Source organism: Oligella ureolytica DSM 18253, from assembly GCF_000373745.1.
In the GTDB taxonomy this organism is placed as follows: Bacteria; Pseudomonadota; Gammaproteobacteria; order Burkholderiales; family Burkholderiaceae_B; genus Oligella; species Oligella ureolytica.
In genome coordinates, this window is record NZ_KB892290.1 from 1 (window position 1) to 15,973 (window position 15,973).

At 51.7% G+C, this 15,973-nt stretch carries 18 protein-coding genes and 1 pseudogene; 11 read left to right on the top strand and 8 right to left on the bottom strand.

Features of this window, described 5'->3' with window-relative positions:
* Nucleotides 1-229 (top strand): ATP-binding protein (locus tag B092_RS0104000; RefSeq protein ID WP_018573956.1); only part of this gene is annotated, 229 nt, incomplete at its 5' end.
* A gap of 66 nt (nt 230-295) precedes the next feature.
* Here the strand turns inward: B092_RS0104000 and B092_RS0104005 are convergent.
* From B092_RS0104005 to B092_RS13615, 7 genes and pseudogenes are all read right to left on the bottom strand, one after another.
* Nucleotides 296-535 (bottom strand): annotated as a pseudogene (locus tag B092_RS0104005) (IS66 family transposase); the annotation flags it as partial.
* Nucleotides 536-608: 73 nt separating this feature from the next.
* Nucleotides 609-1,367, bottom strand: coding sequence for a reverse transcriptase domain-containing protein (locus B092_RS13610; protein ID WP_018573958.1), 759 nt, complete (start codon nt 1,365-1,367; stop codon nt 609-611).
* A 180-nt stretch (nt 1,368-1,547) separates the two neighbouring features.
* Nucleotides 1,548-1,751, bottom strand: coding sequence for a transposase (locus B092_RS0104015; protein ID WP_018573959.1), 204 nt, complete (start codon nt 1,749-1,751; stop codon nt 1,548-1,550).
* Nucleotides 1,752-1,789: 38 nt separating this feature from the next.
* Nucleotides 1,790-2,122 (bottom strand): RNA-guided endonuclease TnpB family protein, encoded by a 333-nt coding sequence (locus tag B092_RS16110; RefSeq protein WP_083907456.1) that lies wholly within the window; start codon nt 2,120-2,122, stop codon nt 1,790-1,792.
* A gap of 504 nt (nt 2,123-2,626) precedes the next feature.
* Nucleotides 2,627-3,805, bottom strand: a complete 1,179-nt coding sequence (locus tag B092_RS0104020; protein ID WP_018573960.1) for a FliC/FljB family flagellin — start codon at nt 3,803-3,805, stop codon at nt 2,627-2,629.
* Between the two features lie 140 nt (nt 3,806-3,945).
* Nucleotides 3,946-4,704 carry an RNA polymerase sigma factor FliA gene (locus B092_RS0104025; protein WP_018573961.1) on the bottom strand — a complete coding sequence of 253 codons (759 nt, stop codon included), beginning with the start codon at nt 4,702-4,704 and terminating at the stop codon, nt 3,946-3,948.
* 253 nt (nt 4,705-4,957) lie between these two features.
* Nucleotides 4,958-5,758 (bottom strand): hypothetical protein, encoded by an 801-nt coding sequence (locus B092_RS13615; protein WP_018573962.1) that lies wholly within the window; start codon nt 5,756-5,758, stop codon nt 4,958-4,960.
* Between the two features lie 410 nt (nt 5,759-6,168).
* Here B092_RS13615 and fliD point away from each other — a divergent pair, with 410 nt between their 5' ends.
* From fliD to B092_RS0104055, 5 genes are read left to right on the top strand one after another with little or no spacing between them, the layout of a single operon-like run.
* A complete protein-coding gene (fliD, locus tag B092_RS0104035) occupies nt 6,169-7,545 on the top strand; it encodes a flagellar filament capping protein FliD (RefSeq protein WP_018573963.1) in 1,377 nt (458 codons plus the stop codon).
* A 19-nt stretch (nt 7,546-7,564) separates the two neighbouring features.
* Nucleotides 7,565-7,984 carry a flagellar export chaperone FliS gene (gene fliS / locus B092_RS0104040; RefSeq protein ID WP_018573964.1) on the top strand — a complete coding sequence of 140 codons (420 nt, stop codon included), beginning with the start codon at nt 7,565-7,567 and terminating at the stop codon, nt 7,982-7,984.
* Between the two features lie 45 nt (nt 7,985-8,029).
* Nucleotides 8,030-8,401 (top strand): flagellar protein FliT, encoded by a 372-nt coding sequence (locus B092_RS13620; RefSeq protein ID WP_018573965.1) that lies wholly within the window; start codon nt 8,030-8,032, stop codon nt 8,399-8,401.
* Between the two features lie 9 nt (nt 8,402-8,410).
* Nucleotides 8,411-9,721: a flagellar hook-length control protein FliK gene (locus B092_RS0104050; RefSeq protein WP_018573966.1), complete on the top strand. Its 1,311-nt coding sequence runs from the start codon at nt 8,411-8,413 to the stop codon at nt 9,719-9,721.
* Nucleotides 9,711-9,992: an EscU/YscU/HrcU family type III secretion system export apparatus switch protein gene (locus tag B092_RS0104055; protein WP_018573967.1), complete on the top strand. Its 282-nt coding sequence runs from the start codon at nt 9,711-9,713 to the stop codon at nt 9,990-9,992. Before B092_RS0104050 ends, B092_RS0104055 begins: the two co-directional genes overlap by 11 nt.
* On the opposite strand, the gene fliE is transcribed toward B092_RS0104055, so the two are convergent.
* Nucleotides 9,989-10,369 carry a flagellar hook-basal body complex protein FliE gene (gene fliE, locus B092_RS0104060; RefSeq protein ID WP_018573968.1) on the bottom strand — a complete coding sequence of 127 codons (381 nt, stop codon included), beginning with the start codon at nt 10,367-10,369 and terminating at the stop codon, nt 9,989-9,991. The two genes, B092_RS0104055 and fliE, sit on opposite strands and share 4 nt — an antisense overlap.
* A 223-nt stretch (nt 10,370-10,592) precedes the next feature.
* On the opposite strand from fliE, the gene fliF reads away from it, so the two are divergent.
* Genes fliF through fliJ form a run of 5 tightly spaced genes read left to right on the top strand, consistent with a single transcriptional unit; the run spans nt 10,593 to nt 15,962 of the window.
* The gene (gene fliF / locus B092_RS0104065; RefSeq protein ID WP_018573969.1) at nt 10,593-12,224 is read left to right on the top strand and encodes a flagellar basal-body MS-ring/collar protein FliF; all 1,632 of its coding nucleotides are present in this window, start codon (nt 10,593-10,595) and stop codon (nt 12,222-12,224) included.
* Entirely contained in the window at nt 12,211-13,209 is a 999-nt protein-coding gene (fliG, locus tag B092_RS0104070) for a flagellar motor switch protein FliG (protein ID WP_018573970.1), read from the top strand. Before fliF ends, fliG begins: the two co-directional genes overlap by 14 nt.
* Nucleotides 13,196-13,987, top strand: a complete 792-nt coding sequence (locus tag B092_RS0104075; protein WP_018573971.1) for a flagellar assembly protein FliH — start codon at nt 13,196-13,198, stop codon at nt 13,985-13,987. The genes fliG and B092_RS0104075 overlap by 14 nt, the downstream gene beginning before the upstream one ends.
* Nucleotides 13,980-15,461, top strand: a complete 1,482-nt coding sequence (gene fliI, locus B092_RS0104080; RefSeq protein WP_018573972.1) for a flagellar protein export ATPase FliI — start codon at nt 13,980-13,982, stop codon at nt 15,459-15,461. Before B092_RS0104075 ends, fliI begins: the two co-directional genes overlap by 8 nt.
* 36 nt (nt 15,462-15,497) lie before the next feature.
* Entirely contained in the window at nt 15,498-15,962 is a 465-nt protein-coding gene (fliJ, locus tag B092_RS0104085; protein ID WP_018573973.1) for a flagellar export protein FliJ, read from the top strand.
* Nucleotides 15,963-15,973: the final 11 nt, after the last annotated feature.

Sequence of the window (15,973 nt, forward strand, 5' to 3'; positions counted from 1 at the left end):
TCTGTTTTTTAATGTGGTGGCTAAACGCTATGAGAAAGGGAGCACCATATTGACTAGCAACCTGCCATTTAGTCAATGGGCGGGCACCTTTGCAGATGATGCAACGCTGACTGCTGCCATGCTCGATAGGCTGTTGCATCATTGTCATGTCATTCAAGCTAGTGGCGAAAGCTATCGCTTAAAAGATAAAAGAAAAGTCGGTATGTTACCCATAGATTCACCACGTTAATACGTCTAGCTGGGTCAATTCTAGATTGTTGGATAAACCCAAAAGTGGGTCAAATGTAGATTGGTGTTGACAGGGTGCATAGGCCCAGAGGTAGGCGCGGTGGGTTTTACGTCCAGTATCAGGTCGCAACACCTGAATCGGTGTTTCATCGGCATGCAATACCCCACATGAGAGAACAGTTTCACGCAGCGCTTCAACCAAGGGTCCAAGACGGACACCGCACACCCCAACCCAGTCAGCCAGCGTAGAAATGGGCAACTTAACACCCGCACGCTCAAAGATGCCTTGTTGACGATAGAGTGGTAGTTGAGTGGCGCGAGGGGATCTCACCCTCACGCTCTCCCAGAACTGGACGTGAACCTCTCGGCTCATCCGGCTCCTATCGTTTAGTCGTCTTGATTGCCAAGCCCCAATGCGGAAACAATGTTGGAGCGCGTGTTTGCAACTGCGATAGCCACTTCCATGCTCGACTCACATGTCCACGGAATCGCTTGTATTTGCGTTGTGCCCATTTCACCAGATGGAGATCCATCGACTTCAGGGCCCGCTGCAAAGCTGAAGGGTGGAACAGGCTGTAATATCGGACCCATCCAGTCAGGACTTTACCGTACCGGGCGAGTAGATCACCCAATCCGTACCGACTCAGTCGCTGCAACCCCCAACTGCGAATTTCGTGTCGCATGGTCTTGCCGGCTCTATCTCCGATGGCGGGCGAGAAACTCGTAAACAAATTCCCTCGCCGATTCATCGCTTGCCTGGGTTTGAAGGTATATCCCAGAAAGTCAAATTTCCGCAGGTTATAGGTGCCTCGCCGATTCGCATCGGCGCAGTAAACAACGCAGGTTTTCTCCGGGTGCATTTGCAACTGACATGCAGCCAGCCTTTCCTGAAGCTCTGCCTGTAAGGACTGCGCCTGTACCAGGCTGCTACAGTGGCAGATCACATCGTCAGCGTAGCGCTCGAAGGGTATCGCAGGATAGTTCCGTACCATCCATTGATCGAACGCATAATGCAAGAACAGATTCGCCAGCAGTGGGCTGATGACTCCCCCTTGTGGGGTTCCTCTATTCCGGGATTCCAATGTACCGTCTGGCATCAACACATCAGCTTTGAGCCAGCGTTCAATATACAGAATCACCCATCGGCAAGCCTAACATGCTTTTATCAGCTTCAGCAGTTCAGGTAATAATTGCATATCGGGTGTGCCATGAATTTGCAGGCGAACGGCATGGATCTGCAGTTCAAAGTAGCTACTGTTTGTCGTTGTAGTAACAGTAGGTTCCGGGCTGGTTAAGCACACGGCCACCAAAGAGACAGCCTAATCAACCGTGCCGAATTGACCCTTCCGATATTGCCAGCGCCAGGTATGCAGTAAATTGGCATTCATCTGGTGTGCCTGGGCAACGGCGGCAATTGACGTATTGGCCTGAAAAGAAGCCTCTACGACCTGGCGTTTGTATTCATTTGAATAGCGACGCCGGGGTCGCTCGGCCACAGGCTCCGAATAAAGAGAAACATCCATAACGCATCAAAACCTAGTTGATTGACTTCCTCCCCTCCCTAAAGGGATGGGATTCCTGCTTCCAGACGGCCAAGCCCGACCGCAAGAATGTTCCGACTGGCATTGATATCTCGATCATGCCTTGTGCCACACGCTGCACACGTCCATTCTCTTATTCGCAAACCTGCTCTACCTTTCGGACTGCTGCAACGACTGCCACAGCACGAACACGTTTGGGTCGTGTATCGTTCAGAAACCACGTCAAAACGGCAACCTGCGTACTCGCATTTATAAGTCAATTGCCGTTTGATTTCAAACCAAGCTGCGTCATAGACGGACTTGGCTAGTCTTGATTTCTTACTGTTGAATTGCTTACTCGCCACATCCCCCACCTAAAGGAAGGGGTCTTACGGCAAATTTTGATAAATGGACATCTATATTGCTAGAATTTAAAACAGAATCCTAGACGGCACTGGCCGGAGCATTACTCTATCCTCTATATATACGGCAACAATTCGATGAAAATTCATATTTATTTTTACTTATAGAAAACAGATGGACTTATTCCTGCGTCATATTCAATCAACCCTTTTCAAGACATTCAGCACAGCGATGACTGATAGGTTAACAACCCTAACAACTCGAAAAACATGCGGAATCCATACTCCCACTAACTCAACCGGACTAGTGCCTATGCTTAGGTGGCCGTGGAAACAATATCTAGGTAGTATTTTGCATCACCCAGAAAAAGTGATATGCCAAAAACGCCGGATGCTAGAAAGTAACTATTAAGTATAAAAAACGCCAATCCCAAAAACAGAACTGGCGTTTTCCATACAAAGCAGTGAAAACCAACAGGCAGGTATAAAACCACCCGCCTGTTAAACCACTCAAGCTTACTGCAACAGAGACATAACGCCTTGTGGCACTTGGTTAGCACGTGACAACACGTTAGTACCGGCCTGTTGCAGAATCTGCGCACGAGTCATGTTGGATACCTCAACCGCATAATCGGCATCTTCAATCCGAGAACGGGCGGCAGACAGGTTGGTGACTGTATTGTTCAGGTTAGCAATGGAAGATTCGAAGCGGTTCTGAATCGCACCCAAGTCACTACGCTGAGTATCCACCTTGTTGAGCGCATCGTCTAATGTTTTTAATGAAACAGCACTTACTTTAGCAGGAGTAGTTTCTACTTGAACTTTTTCAACAACATTTGCGTCTGCTGTTGCGGCGCCCAACTTAGATCCGATGGTTAACGCACCATCCGCAGCGACAGTCACAGTGTAGCTACCATCCAAAGAATTCTTCTTAGCACTTGTCAATGCTACTTCGTACTGACCATCTTTGAAAGAGATATTACCTACCGTCACATCATCTTCAAAATTATTAGTGTCTGTTCTCAATGCTGTTTGCAAAGCAGCTTTACCCAGATCGGTTGTATTAGCTTCGTACACAGCTGGGGTTACAGTTACGGCAGCACGTACATCAATGCCTTTTGCAGCGACTTGTCGAGCTTCACCATTGATTTGAGCAAGATCCGTAGTTGCGATCTCTGCATTGGCAGAAGCCAAATCCCAACCCTTAGAATCTGCCATTTTGATATCAATGGTCTGGTCATCCCGTGAACCCACTTGGATACTAAAATTATTACCGTCACCTGCAAGTACTTTAAAACCGTTGAATTCGGTTTGCTCAGTAACGCGTTTGATCTCGTCAAAACGCTCATTCACTTCTTGCTGGATTGAGTCAATATCAGAAGCAGAGAGTGTTTCGTTTTGGGCCTGAACTGTCAACTCACGAACACGTTGCAAGTTACTGTTGATTTCGTTCAACGCACCTTCAGCCGTTTGCGCAAGAGAAACACCATCATTGGCGTTACGAGCCGCTTGTGTCAAGCCCTTGATGCTAGAAGTAAAACGGTTGGCAATCGCCTGGCCAGCAGAATCATCTTTGGCGCTGTTAATGCGCATACCAGAAGACAAACGCTCAATAGCGGAACCCAGGGCGCTTTGGGATTTTGCCAGATTGTTCTGGGAAACAAGCGACAAATAGTTTGTATTAATAACAGACATGGAATACTCCAAAAAAAAACAATAAGAACACTTCAAGAAAAAACCAAGTCATAAAACCTTAAATCTTGAAGGCTTACTACTGGTTTATGTTCTTATTAACGGCCCCTTTTCCGTAATCTTTAATATTTTTTTAATTTTTATTAAAAATTTTCTGGCAATTTGTCCCAGTAGGCTTCTTTCAACATGCCACGCAGGCGCAGTACGGCCTGTGAACGCAGCTGCGACACCCTGCCCTCGGTCAAATCCAGCACGGCGCCAATTTCTTTTAAATTCAAGGCCTGCTCAAATATAAGGGATAGAATCAGCTTTTCTTTTTCGGGCAGGCGAGTAATGCATTCCACCAGGGTCTGGCGAAATTCGACATTCAATAATGCCGCCTGCGGGTCAAAGCTGTCGCTGCCACCGGTCAAGCGGTCCAGGCTGTGGCTGTCGCCATCATCTTCATCTTTCCCGAAACGGAAGTCTTCATAATGCACCACGTGCACCGCACCGGCCTCGCTTAACTGCTCCCGGTATTCTTCTACATCAACACCCAGCTCTTCGGCAATGGCTTCGTCGTCTGGTTCATGGCCCAGTTTTTTTTCAGCCTGGGCGATGGCTTTCTGGATTTTGCTTTTTTTGCTGCGCAGGGTGCGGGGCAGCCAGTCTTGGCGGCGCAGCTCGTCCATTATCGCACCCTTGATGCGGGTGGTGGCGTAGCTGGTGAATTGGGCGGCGCCGGTGTTTTCAAAACGGCGGGCAGCGTCCATCAGGCCGATCATGCCGGCCTGTATCAGGTCGTCCAGTTCTATGTTGGCGGGCAGGCGCGCCATCATTTTCAGGGCAATGCTGCGCACCAGTGGCGCATTTTCCTGCAGAATCTGTTCAAGCGGTGTGCCGGAAAACCGTGCATTACTCATGCGGCTGTTTATTCAAGATGTACATTTTTTTATTGTAGAAGATGGCTGTCGGCTTTAATCCGCTGAATAAGGGGGGGTTTAAGGTGGAATTGTTCAATTCAAAGAAGTGGGGTTGTTGTTCTGGTGCAGTGACTTTATGCATTCCCACGCTGGAGCATGGGAACGAGGAACGAGGAGACAGCTTGGCGGTGCCTGTATTCAGCTAAAAAAACTATGTCCCCCATACCTCAATAGGCAGCCCCTCATGCTGCGCCTAGCGATGCCAGATCCTATCGTCCCAATTCACTTCCGGGTTACGGTTGAATATTACCAAATGCGCTTCGGCAGCCCCTACCCGGCGTACATAATCGGCGGTTTGCTCTAAACCTGTTGCCAGCACTGCATCCAGGCTGCCACGCTGGATTTTCAGTTCTATCACGACCCGCTGCAAGGGGCCATACATGCCCTGTCCTGCATCCAATGGCCACTCTATAAGTAAGTCGGTACGTTTTCTGCCCAGGCCATACTCACGGTTAATACGCCCGCCACCATTGATAATGCGCTGCAAAAAAACCTGCATCAGCAACTGCGGTGCCGCTTCTTTATAGTCAAAACCCTGGCTCCAGATATCGGAATGTTCACGAAAAAACTGTTGGAAAGCCGCCAGTAGTTTAGCCATGTCCAGCCGGTGCTCGGGTGTCACGTACCAACTCTGTTCCTGGTTGGCAATCATGATTTGGGTTGTCCAGGTCAGCTCCCGGGGCAGCACTTCCCGGTAAATCCGGTTACTGATGCGAATGGAAGGCCGGGTTTGAATCAAGCCCAAATCTTCCAGGTATTGCACATCGTTAGGGTTCACTTCGCCTGCGCTGATTTCGTCTTTACTGGCCAGCACGGCACTTAATACGCTGCGCACCCGGGGTTCACGCAATTTATCAGACAGCTGGTTCAAATGCGTGGCACGCGAGTAAATAAGGCGTTCCCGGGCTTGTTGGTAATCAGTTAACGTGATTAAATGGCTGCGGTCACGGGCGGTTCTGTTTTCCCATGTGACTTCGTAGCCCAGCGCATTCACCAGCCAGGGCTGGCCTTCGGTATCCAGCCACAGCTCGGGGAAGATGGCTTCTTCAAATCAACTCCTGTTTTATAAAAACCAATAATTGCCACCAAGCACGACAACGACGCCATCAGTGTAGCCATATATTGCATACATTAGCGAATACGGTAAGTCGCTTTTTAAGATATTGTAACGGTGAAGCTTATGCATTCCCTCGCTGGAGCATAAGAACGAGAACGAGCGACTTCGGCCCACAAAAAACTAAAGTTTTCCGGAAACCTGCCGTTATTACCCATTAATAGTTAGAGCAAAAGCGTTTTCAAACATTAAACCCCTAAGTTCGGGCTGGTTTCCAGCTTTAATCCGCTTATTACTTTTACATATTCCAGGTAATAATTAATATCCATTGGATAAAGTGAAAATATATCATGGCAAGCATTTCCAGTATCGGTGTTGGTTCAGGTCTTGATCTTTCTGCCCTGCTTAAAGATCTTCGCACCAGCGAAGAGGCAGCGCTTACCACCATAACCACCCGTCAATCCCGCGAATCTTCCCGCCTGTCGGCTTACGGCCAGCTGTCCAACGTTATTGAAAAACTGCAAACCGCTGCCAAAGCCTTTGAGGGCACCACCACGTTTGGGCAATTTACCACAACACAAACCGGTGAAAGCTTTACTTCCAGCGCCACCAGCAAGGCGGTAGCCGGTACCTATAAAATCAATGTGCAATCCCTGGCCAGTAGCCAAACCCTGATTGCCGCCGGGCAGGCAGACAAGGCCGCACAAAACGGCACAGGCGGTGACATCACCTTCACCCTAGCCAATGGTGAAAGCAAAACCGTCAGCCTGGGCAACGGCACCTCTCTTAATGATATTGCCGCCGCCATTAATGCCGACCCTGAACTGGGCATTAATGCCACCATTATTAACGATGGTGATGCAAACACACCGTTCCGCCTTATGTTTACCACGGCAGAAACCGGCACCCAGGCCGCCATCAGCAACATCAGCGTCATCAATAATGATGGCGACCTGGGCAAGCTGCTTGATATCAACAACAACAACAACATGAGCGAGCAGGCGGCAACAGATGCGCAGGTTGAAATTAACGGTATCGTTATCAGCAACGGCAGCAATACGCTTGAAGATGTGATTGAAGGTGTTACCCTTAACTTGAGCAAAGCCGATGGCGAGGTCCAAACCTTAACCGTTAGCAAAGACGACAGCAAAGCCAAGTCTGCCATCAAGTCTTTTGTAGATGCCTACAATTCGGCCCAGGCTTTTATTAAAACCAATACGGCTTATAACGAAGCCAGCGGTGGCAGCGTTCTCATTGGTGACAGCACCACCCGTACGGCGCAAACCCGTTTGCGCGATATTTTAAATATTGAAGCCGACAGCGGTGGCGTGTTCAGCCGCTTAAGCGAGATTGGCATTACCACCCAAATTGACGGCTCGTTAAAAATAGACGACGAAAAGCTGGACAAAGCCTTAAGCAGCAACCGCGATGACGTTGCCAAACTGTTTCAGGGCACCAACGGTATTGCCAGCCGCACGGAAAGCATTACCAAAGCACTTATTAACAGTACCGATGGCATTGTTACCACGGCCAGAACCGGTGCCCAGAAAATTATTGACGACTTAGGCGAGCAGCTTATTCGCAAGCAGGAACAGATTGACGCCAAAATGGAAATTTACCGTATCCAGTTTACCAAGCTGGATTCGCTGATTGCCCAAATGAACTCGACTTCTGAATATTTAACACAACAGTTTGCCGCCATGAACAGCAGCAGCAATAACAAGTAAATGTAATAAAGGTACACTCATGAATACCGCCTATTCTGTTTATGGTAAAAACCCGGTTAAGGCGTATGCCAAAGTCGGCCTGGAAACCAAAGTGCTGTCTGCCTCTCCCGAAGAGCTGCTTACCATTATGCTGGAAGCCGTCCAGTCCTGCGTTATAAAAGCAAGGCTGTATTTCCAGAATGGCGATATTGCCAAACGGGGTGAAAACATTTCCAAGGCCATCAGTATTATCAAGGCGGGGCTTATTCCCAGCATTAATGAAGATGCCGGTGAAGTTGCCAAAAACATGATTTTAAGTTTTGAATTAATGGCACAGCATTTATTAAATGCCAATATGAAGCAGCAGGAAGCGTTGCTGGATACGGTTGAAACGATGCTGAAAGATATTACTGACGCCTGGAAAACCGCCACAGCTACCGCCACAGCAAACGGAAAATAAGGCAATCATTAATCAATAGATGTCATATTGCCCAAAGAGATGAATATGGATAACAGTCTGCAGCAAAGTCAGGCACCCCATGAGCCTGATGCCATTACATTTTACAACCATCTGGCCCGTATCACTGCGCAAATGCAAACCGCAGCCGAGCAGGCCAACTGGGAAGACACCTTAATGTATGGCCAGCAATATATTCAGGAAGTAGAACTTTTGCGCAGCAAAAAGGTCAAACTTGTCATGAAGCAGGAGCATCGTGAAACGTGCTCACGTTTGCTGCGCGACATTCTGCGCAATGACGCGGCGGTTCGTGATGCGGTATCTCCTGAAATGAAACGCCTGTCACTGCTGCTGGCTACCCGCAGCAAGCAGAAAAAAATGATGCAAACCTATCAGGGCATCCAAAGACAGGCAAGGTAAAATCCCAATATGTCTACGTCAGGCAGCCTAAGCACCCTTCTGGTACAGCGACTGGAAACAGCGCTGGGGGTAACGCTGTCTGCACAAGGGCATTTACAGGCGGCACGCAGCCAGCAGGGTATTTTACCTACCGGCCAGCCTCCGCGCATCGAGGCCACCGAAGACACCACCAAGGCGCAGGCCCAGGGTGGCAGTTTCCAGTCTGTTGCCAAGGCCCTGCAGGCAAACCCGGCTTTGCAAGCCCGCGCCAGCAGCGCTGCCGATGCCGCCGGTTTTTTATTGCAACGCGGTGTCACGCAACCCGCTTCTTCTCCGCCCGAATCCACCTCTACCCGCTGGAGCACTGCCGCCCGCCAGTTAACCCAATGGCTTGAACACTTGCCAACGCAGGCAACACCCTTGCGTAACCCCGGCAATTTGCCGCTTATTCCGCAATCTCCCCGGGTTTTGTTAACGTATTTGGGGCAAGGCCAGCATAATACGGCGTTATCCGGCAGTGGCACCGCAACGGCAAACCCGCCCGCCAGTGCCAATGCACAGCAGGCCGCCCCCATTATTCCACGTGCCGAAATGATGAACGCCCTGGCCTCCAGCCTGTTTTCATCGGTCATACGGCAAGTGCTGGTACGGGAAATTGGCCAGGCAGGGCTGTCGTATGAAGCCACCCTATGGCAAACCTTAAAAAGCAATGGCAACCTGGCTTCACTGGCACAGCACCCCAAAGCCATTTTGCTGAAACAGCAAGCGGCCTCAGGCCCTACTTTATTTGCACCATCCACGGGGGCCGAGGGGGCCATGCCAACCCTGAACGGGGCTTTGGCCAACCTGGTGCGCCAGCAGCTTGATGCCTACCAGCAGCAGTATATTGTATGGCAGGGCGAGGCCTGGCAAGGCGCGCCCATGACATGGGAAATCCAGAAAGAAAACGCATCTGCCCTGCCCTTTTTTGCCAGCCCGGAAGAAGCCGGGCAAGAGTCAAACACAGAAGCAAACGACACCCCCAGCGAAGAGACGGCCCATACTGGCGGCACCACCCCCTGGACAACCACCCTAACGCTTGATTTACCCCATTTGGGAAAAATGCGCATTCAATTGCAAATTGTGAACGAGCATATCCAGGCACAGTATTTGTTGCTTGACAACCCCATCCTTAAAGACAGGCGAAGCGCCGCTTCTTTGCTTATGGAGCGCATGCCCGAGTTCAAACAGCGGCTTGAGGCGCTGGGCCTGCAACCGCAGGGTTTTGAGATTTTTACCGAACCCAGCCAGCCAGACCCGCAGCAACCACCCCTTGAAAAGGTAAACGAAAATGCCTTCTAACCTTCCTCCCGACCGTCGCAAATCAGCGGTAACGCTGGCCTATCTGGCAACAGATACGGCCCCCAGGGTAGTGGCCAAGGGTTATGGCAATGTGGCGCAAAGTATTATAGAGCTGGCAAAAAAAAATAACGTACCCGTGCATGAGTCTGCCGAGCTGGTATCGTTATTAATGCAGGTAGACCTTGACCAGAAAATCCCGCCACAGCTTTACACCGCCGTGGCCGAACTGCTGGCCTGGATCTATTCGCTGGAAGCCGCGCAAGAAAATTAAATAGGCATGCTGGCTATGGTTTGATAGGCCTGCACCAGCTTGTTGCGTACCTGAATGGCGGTCTGGAACCCGATACTGGCTTTTTGCATGTCTATCATGACATCGTTAAGGGAAATGCCCGGCTGCCCGGCCATGAATTGTTCTGATTTATAAGTGGCCGCTTTTTGGGTGGCGGCAATATCTTTCATGGCGGCACTTAAGGCCGAGGCAAAAGAAGGCGCATCGCCAGAAGCGGCCTGAGCCTGGCTGGCGCTGGCAACCTGCCCCATTGATAGCGGTGTAAGCATGCGGCCGGCACGGGCGCCTTCTGTCAGGGCCTGCATTTGTTGCTGCAGGCCGGCTATACCCGAATGCGTGAGTGGTGAAAGGGGTTGCATAAAACTCTCTTATAAGCAATTTAACATCAATGATACGGTATTGGTTTTTTTTTAATGGCCGGAACAAGCCAAAAAACCCCCGCTTATACCTCTGATTGTTTTAAGCCCCCGCAGGTGATAATGTCTGCCTGGCTTCATTTACTGAAATTTTTGTTGTTTTACATGGTCACTTCTGCATATGCCTATTGGCATACGGGTCGGTTATTAAGGGCAAGGGGGTCACATGACTAACCTTGAAAAACTGACAGCACGCTTTCCCTTCCTAGAACGTCTGGCTGCCTTGCCACGCCCTGTTTTACTGGGTGCAGCGGCTGGGCTGGTGGCGCTGGTTATTGTTAGCCTGTTATGGCTGCGTGACCCCGAATACAAAGTCCTGTTTTCCAATTTGCAAGACAAAGACGGCGGCGCCATTGTGAGCGCACTGGGCAAGCTTAATGTACCCTACCGTTTTAACAATAACGGCTCTGCCATTCTGGTACCCGGCGATCAAGTGCATGCAACCCGCATGATGCTGGCCGAACAGGGCCTGCCCCAGGGTGGCGGGGTTGGTTTTGAATTGATGGATAACCCCCAGTTCGGGGCCAGCCAGTTTGCCGAACAGGTAACCTATCAGCGTGCCGTTGAAGGCGAGCTGGCCCGCTCAATAGAGGCCATGCATTCCGTGGAAACCGCCCGGGTTCACCTGGCCATTCCAAAGCAAACCCTGTTTGTGCGTGACCGTAAACAGCCTACCGCTTCCGTATTGCTTAATTTAAGCCCCGGCCGCAGCATGACCGACGGGCAAATTGCCGCCATTGCCTGGTTAATCGCTTCCAGCGTGCCGGGCCTGAATGCCGACCAGGTTTCCATTGTTGACCAAAGCGGCCGTTTGCTGTCTTCGGGCGGCAATCTTGATGGCCTTGGGCAGCAACAAACCCATTTAAAATTTACCGAAGAACTTGAGCAACGCCTGGGCGCCCGGATTATTTCCATTTTAACCCCCGTGGTTGGCCGCAATAATGTGCATGCCCAGGTCAGTGCCGAAGTGGATTTTGCCCAGCGCGAACAAACCTCTGAAGTGTACCGGCCCAACCAGAAGCCCGATGAAGCGGCCATTCGCAGCGAACAAACCAATAAAACCGCCCAGGCCGGCAGCCAGACAGCCAGCGGCATTCCGGGTGCGCTTTCCAATGAGCCGCCCAGCCAGCCGGTCGCCCCCATAACGGCCCCCAACCAGGCCGCCAATGCCACCGGCAACCAGCCGGGTGCCGTAGTGCTTAACCCAACCAGCCAAACCGAGAATGCCACCATTAACTATGAGCTGGACCGCACCATCAGCCATATCAAGAATGCGGTGGGTGCCATTAACCGCCTGTCGGTTGCGGTGGTGGTTAATTACACCGAAGATGAAAACGGCACCCCTGCCCCGCTGTCTGCCGAAATCATGCAGCAAATCAACACCCTGGTGCGGGAAGCCATTGGTTTTTCTGCCGAACGCGGTGACAGCCTGAATGTGGTTAACAGCCTGTTTTCTGATGCGGAACCCGCCCTGCCGGTATGGAAAGACCCCGACATAATCGCACTGGCAAAAACACTGGGGCAATATTTCCTGCTTTTCATTGCCCTTATGCTGATCTGGTTTAAAGGCATCAAGCCTTTCCTGAAGGCCCTGCAGCAACAGAAAAAAACCGAGCTTGCCAATCAGCAGGCGCTTATCCGTAAAGAAGAAGAGGCCCGGGAAGCCAAGAACCAGGAACCGGTCAAGCATGATCATTATGAAGACAACCTGAAAATCGTGAAAGAACTGGCCGCGCAAGACCCACGCGCCGTTGCCATGGTACTGCGCACATGGATGAATGAAAATGACGGAAAATAAAATGGAACAGTGCGCTGTTCTGCTAATGTCAATTGGTGAAGAAACAGCGGCCGAAGTGTTGAAATACCTGAATTCGACCGAGGTACAGGAAATTGGCGCGGCCATGATTAACGTCAAAAACCTGACACGCAATCATGTCAATGACGTGATGGAACAGTTTCGTAAAGATGCCGACCAGTTCATGTCGGTTAACCTGGCTTCTGAAGAATATATCCGCAATATCCTTAGCAAGGCGCTGGGTGCCGACCGCGCCGCCGGTATCCTGGAAGATATTTTTGACCTGACCAAGCAGGAAAGTGGCATAGAAGCGCTTAACCAGCTGGAACCGGCCAATATTGCCGAGCTGATTGGTGGCGAGCACCCGCAAATTATTGCCACGATTATGGTCCACCTGGACCGCGACCTGGCCGCAGACACGCTGGCCCTGCTTACCGAACGGGTGCGCAATGACGTGATTGTACGTATTGCGACCTTTGGCGGGGTACAGCCCACGGCCCTGCGTGAGCTTACCGAAGTGCTTAATAACATGCTTTCCGGCCAGACTTCCAAGCGCAGCAAAATGGGTGGTATCCGTGCTGCCGCCGAAATTCTTAACACCATGACATCCAACCTGGAAAGCGCCATGGTTGAACACCTGCGTGAACGTGACCCCGAGCTGGCACAGCGCATCCAGGAAGAAATGTTTACCTTTGAAAACATGGCCGACCTTGACGATCTCGCCATCCAGGCCATCCTTAACGAGGTTACCGATAACAATACACTGACACTGGCACTGAAAGGCGCCAGTGAAAGCGTTCGCGAACACTTCTTCAAGAATATGTCCAACCGTGCCGCACAAATGCTGCGCGACGAACTGGAAGACATGCAGAAGGTCCGTGCTTCGGTTGTGGCCGCCGAACAGAAAATCATTATCCAGGTGGCCCGTCGTTTGGCCGATAGCGGCCAGATTACCTTAAGCAAGGCAGAAGACGATGACTACATCTAATGATAACGGTTTTACCGAAGGCCTGTTAATTGACCCGGTTTTCCGGCAACATGCCGAAGACCGGGCCATAGACGATCCGGCCTGGCAGGCCTGGGGCATGAACCGTATTTTTGATTTGCAGGAGCTGCAAAAACAACAAGAAGCACAGCCCGACCCCGAACAGCTGCGCCTGCAAGAACTGGCGGCCGAACGGCAAAAAACATTAGACCAGGTGCGCGAACAAGGCTATAAAGACGGCCATGCAAAAGGGCTGGCCGAAGGCTTGCAACAGGGACAACAGGAAGGTTACAAGGAAGGCCACCAACAGGGGCTGGATGACGCAAGCGCCCTGACAGCCTCTTACCAGGCTCGTTTGCTGGCCTTGGGTGAAGAAGCGGCCAAACAGTATGCCGGGCTTGAACAAACCATGGGGCAAGGCCTGATTGAGCTGGGGTTGTCTATCGCACGGCATATTATCGGGCAGGAACTGAAGCAACACCCCGAACATATTATTCCCTTGGTAAAACAGGCGATAAGCCAGCCACCCGGCATGCGCGAAGCGATGGAAGTTCGCCTGCACCCCGGTGACCTGGCTTTAATTGAACAAAGCGGGCAAATACCGCCATCCGACCACATCCGCCTGATTGCCGATAACGACATGGCTCAGGGTGGCTGGATTGTGCGCACCGCTTACGGTGAAATCAATGCGACCCTGCAAAACCGCTGGGCCCAGGCGGTTGCCAGCCTGGGCATAACACCCGCTTCTGTACCGCCACCCGGCAAGCCCCCGCATGACTAGCCCTGCCCATGCCCCTTCTGCTGAAACCGGCCATCCACCTGCCAGCAAGCCAAGTGGCGTTGCTGCCTGGCAAAAGCAGCTGGCCAACAGCGCCGCCCGCATTGTAAACAGTCCGCAGCAAACCAGTATCGGGCTCATCACCCGGGCCACCGGGCTGGTGCTGGAGGCCTCCGGCCTGACCTTGCCGGTAGGGGCTGCCTGCCGCATCCAGAAGCAGCCCAATGTCTGGGTTAATGCCGAGGTGGTGGGGTTTCATGACAAGACCCTGTATTTGATGCCTTATGAAGATATTTCCGGCCTGCCACCCAATGCCCGGGTAGAGGCCCTGGAAGGTGTGTTACCCCCACGGGTAAAAGCCAGTGAGGCAGATGATGACAGCCCCGATACGCTGGGCCGCAAAAGCGGGCAAACCCTGCCGGTTGGCAATGGGTTGCTGGGCCGGGTGCTGGATGCCCGTGGCAAGCCCCTTGATCATTTGGGCCAGTTAAGCAATAGCTGGACGGCCCCCCTGGCAGCCACTCCCATCAACCCGCTTGACCGTGCCCCTATTGATACCCCCCTTGATGTGGGGGTCAGGGCCATTAACAGCCTGTTAACCGTGGGCCGTGGCCAGCGCATGGGGCTGTTTGCCGGTTCGGGCGTGGGCAAGTCGGTGCTGCTGGGCATGATGGCCCGCTACACCAAGGCCGATATTATTGTGGTGGGCCTGATTGGTGAACGGGGCCGGGAGGTCAAGGAGTTTATTGAACAGAACCTGGGTGCCGATGGTATGGCACGCTCTATTGTGGTGGCCGCCCCGGCGGATGTTTCGCCTTTGCTGCGAATCCAGGGCTGCCTGTATGCCACCCGGCTGGCCGAGTTTTTTCGGGACCAGGGCAAACATGTGCTGCTGATTATGGATTCCTTAACCCGTTATGCCATGGCCCAGCGGGAAATTGCGCTGGCTATTGGCGAGCCGCCCGCCACTAAGGGCTATCCGCCCTCGGTGTTTGCCCGCCTGCCCGCCCTGGTGGAACGGGCCGGTAACGGTAAAGAGCACAATGGCGTGACCAGTGGCTCAATCACCGCTTTTTACACGGTTTTAACCGAAGGCGATGACCAGCAAGACCCGGTGGCCGATGCCGCCCGGGCCGTACTGGACGGCCATATCGTATTGTCGCGCCAGCTGGCTGAAACCGGCCACTACCCGGCCATTGATATAGAAGCCTCTATTTCCCGGGTCATGAATGCGGTGGTTGACAAGGCCCATTTTGTGCGCGCACGCAAATTCAAGCAAATGTATTCCCTGTACCAGCGCAACCGTGATTTGCTGGCGGTTGGCGCCTATAAAAAAGGCAATGACCCTGAAATTGATATGGCGATTGAACGCTACCCTTTCCTGCGCAATTTTTTAATGCAGGAAATTGAAGAATCGGCCAGCATGGAAGCGTCGGGACAGGCGCTTGGCAGTCTTTTTGCGGACCTGAAACTATGATAGTCTTTTGTGTATGCTTAAACTGGAGCAACGGGCATGTCATCTAACAACAAAACGTTTGAGATGTTGCATGAACTGGCGCAACGCAAGCTTGATGACGCGGGCAAGGCCGTTGGCGCAACCGAGGCCAGCATTACCCAGGCCCGTAAACAGCTTGAAATGTTAAGCGGCTATAAAGCCGATTACCTTCAAACGCTGCAGGCCCGTTTGCAGGAAGGGATGAATTCCACGCAATATATCAATTTCCAGAATTTCATTACCAACCTTGATGAAGCCCTGATTCAACAGCATGGCATGATTACGCAACTTGAAAAGCAGGCGGAACAGGAACGGGCGCAATGGCTTGAAATGCGTCGTGAAACCAAATCCATCAACAGCCTGATAGAACGCAACTACCGGCAGCAGCTTATCCACAGCAACCGGCAAGAGCAAAAAATGAATGATGAATTCGCTGCTCGTGCCTACCGCGCACAACAGCTCGCACGCAACAGAAGCCGCTAACTTTATTGGTA

Excerpts from the sequence above, each read along its gene's own strand:
- B092_RS0104015 (WP_018573959.1), bottom strand. The coding sequence starts at position 1,751 with ATGGATGTTTCTCTTTATTCGGAGCCTGTGGCCGAGCGACCCCGGCGT.
- B092_RS0104020 (WP_018573960.1), bottom strand. The coding sequence starts at position 3,805 with ATGTCTGTTATTAATACAAACTATTTGTCGCTTGTTTCCCAGAACAAT.
- B092_RS0104025 (WP_018573961.1), bottom strand. The coding sequence starts at position 4,704 with ATGAGTAATGCACGGTTTTCCGGCACACCGCTTGAACAGATTCTGCAG.
- fliD (WP_018573963.1), top strand. The coding sequence starts at position 6,169 with ATGGCAAGCATTTCCAGTATCGGTGTTGGTTCAGGTCTTGATCTTTCT.
- fliS (WP_018573964.1), top strand. The coding sequence starts at position 7,565 with ATGAATACCGCCTATTCTGTTTATGGTAAAAACCCGGTTAAGGCGTAT.
- B092_RS13620 (WP_018573965.1), top strand. The coding sequence starts at position 8,030 with ATGGATAACAGTCTGCAGCAAAGTCAGGCACCCCATGAGCCTGATGCC.
- B092_RS0104050 (WP_018573966.1), top strand. The coding sequence starts at position 8,411 with ATGTCTACGTCAGGCAGCCTAAGCACCCTTCTGGTACAGCGACTGGAA.
- B092_RS0104055 (WP_018573967.1), top strand. The coding sequence starts at position 9,711 with ATGCCTTCTAACCTTCCTCCCGACCGTCGCAAATCAGCGGTAACGCTG.
- fliE (WP_018573968.1), bottom strand. The coding sequence starts at position 10,369 with ATGCAACCCCTTTCACCACTCACGCATTCGGGTATAGCCGGCCTGCAG.
- fliF (WP_018573969.1), top strand. The coding sequence starts at position 10,593 with ATGACTAACCTTGAAAAACTGACAGCACGCTTTCCCTTCCTAGAACGT.
- fliG (WP_018573970.1), top strand. The coding sequence starts at position 12,211 with ATGACGGAAAATAAAATGGAACAGTGCGCTGTTCTGCTAATGTCAATT.
- B092_RS0104075 (WP_018573971.1), top strand. The coding sequence starts at position 13,196 with ATGACTACATCTAATGATAACGGTTTTACCGAAGGCCTGTTAATTGAC.
- fliI (WP_018573972.1), top strand. The coding sequence starts at position 13,980 with ATGACTAGCCCTGCCCATGCCCCTTCTGCTGAAACCGGCCATCCACCT.
- fliJ (WP_018573973.1), top strand. The coding sequence starts at position 15,498 with ATGTCATCTAACAACAAAACGTTTGAGATGTTGCATGAACTGGCGCAA.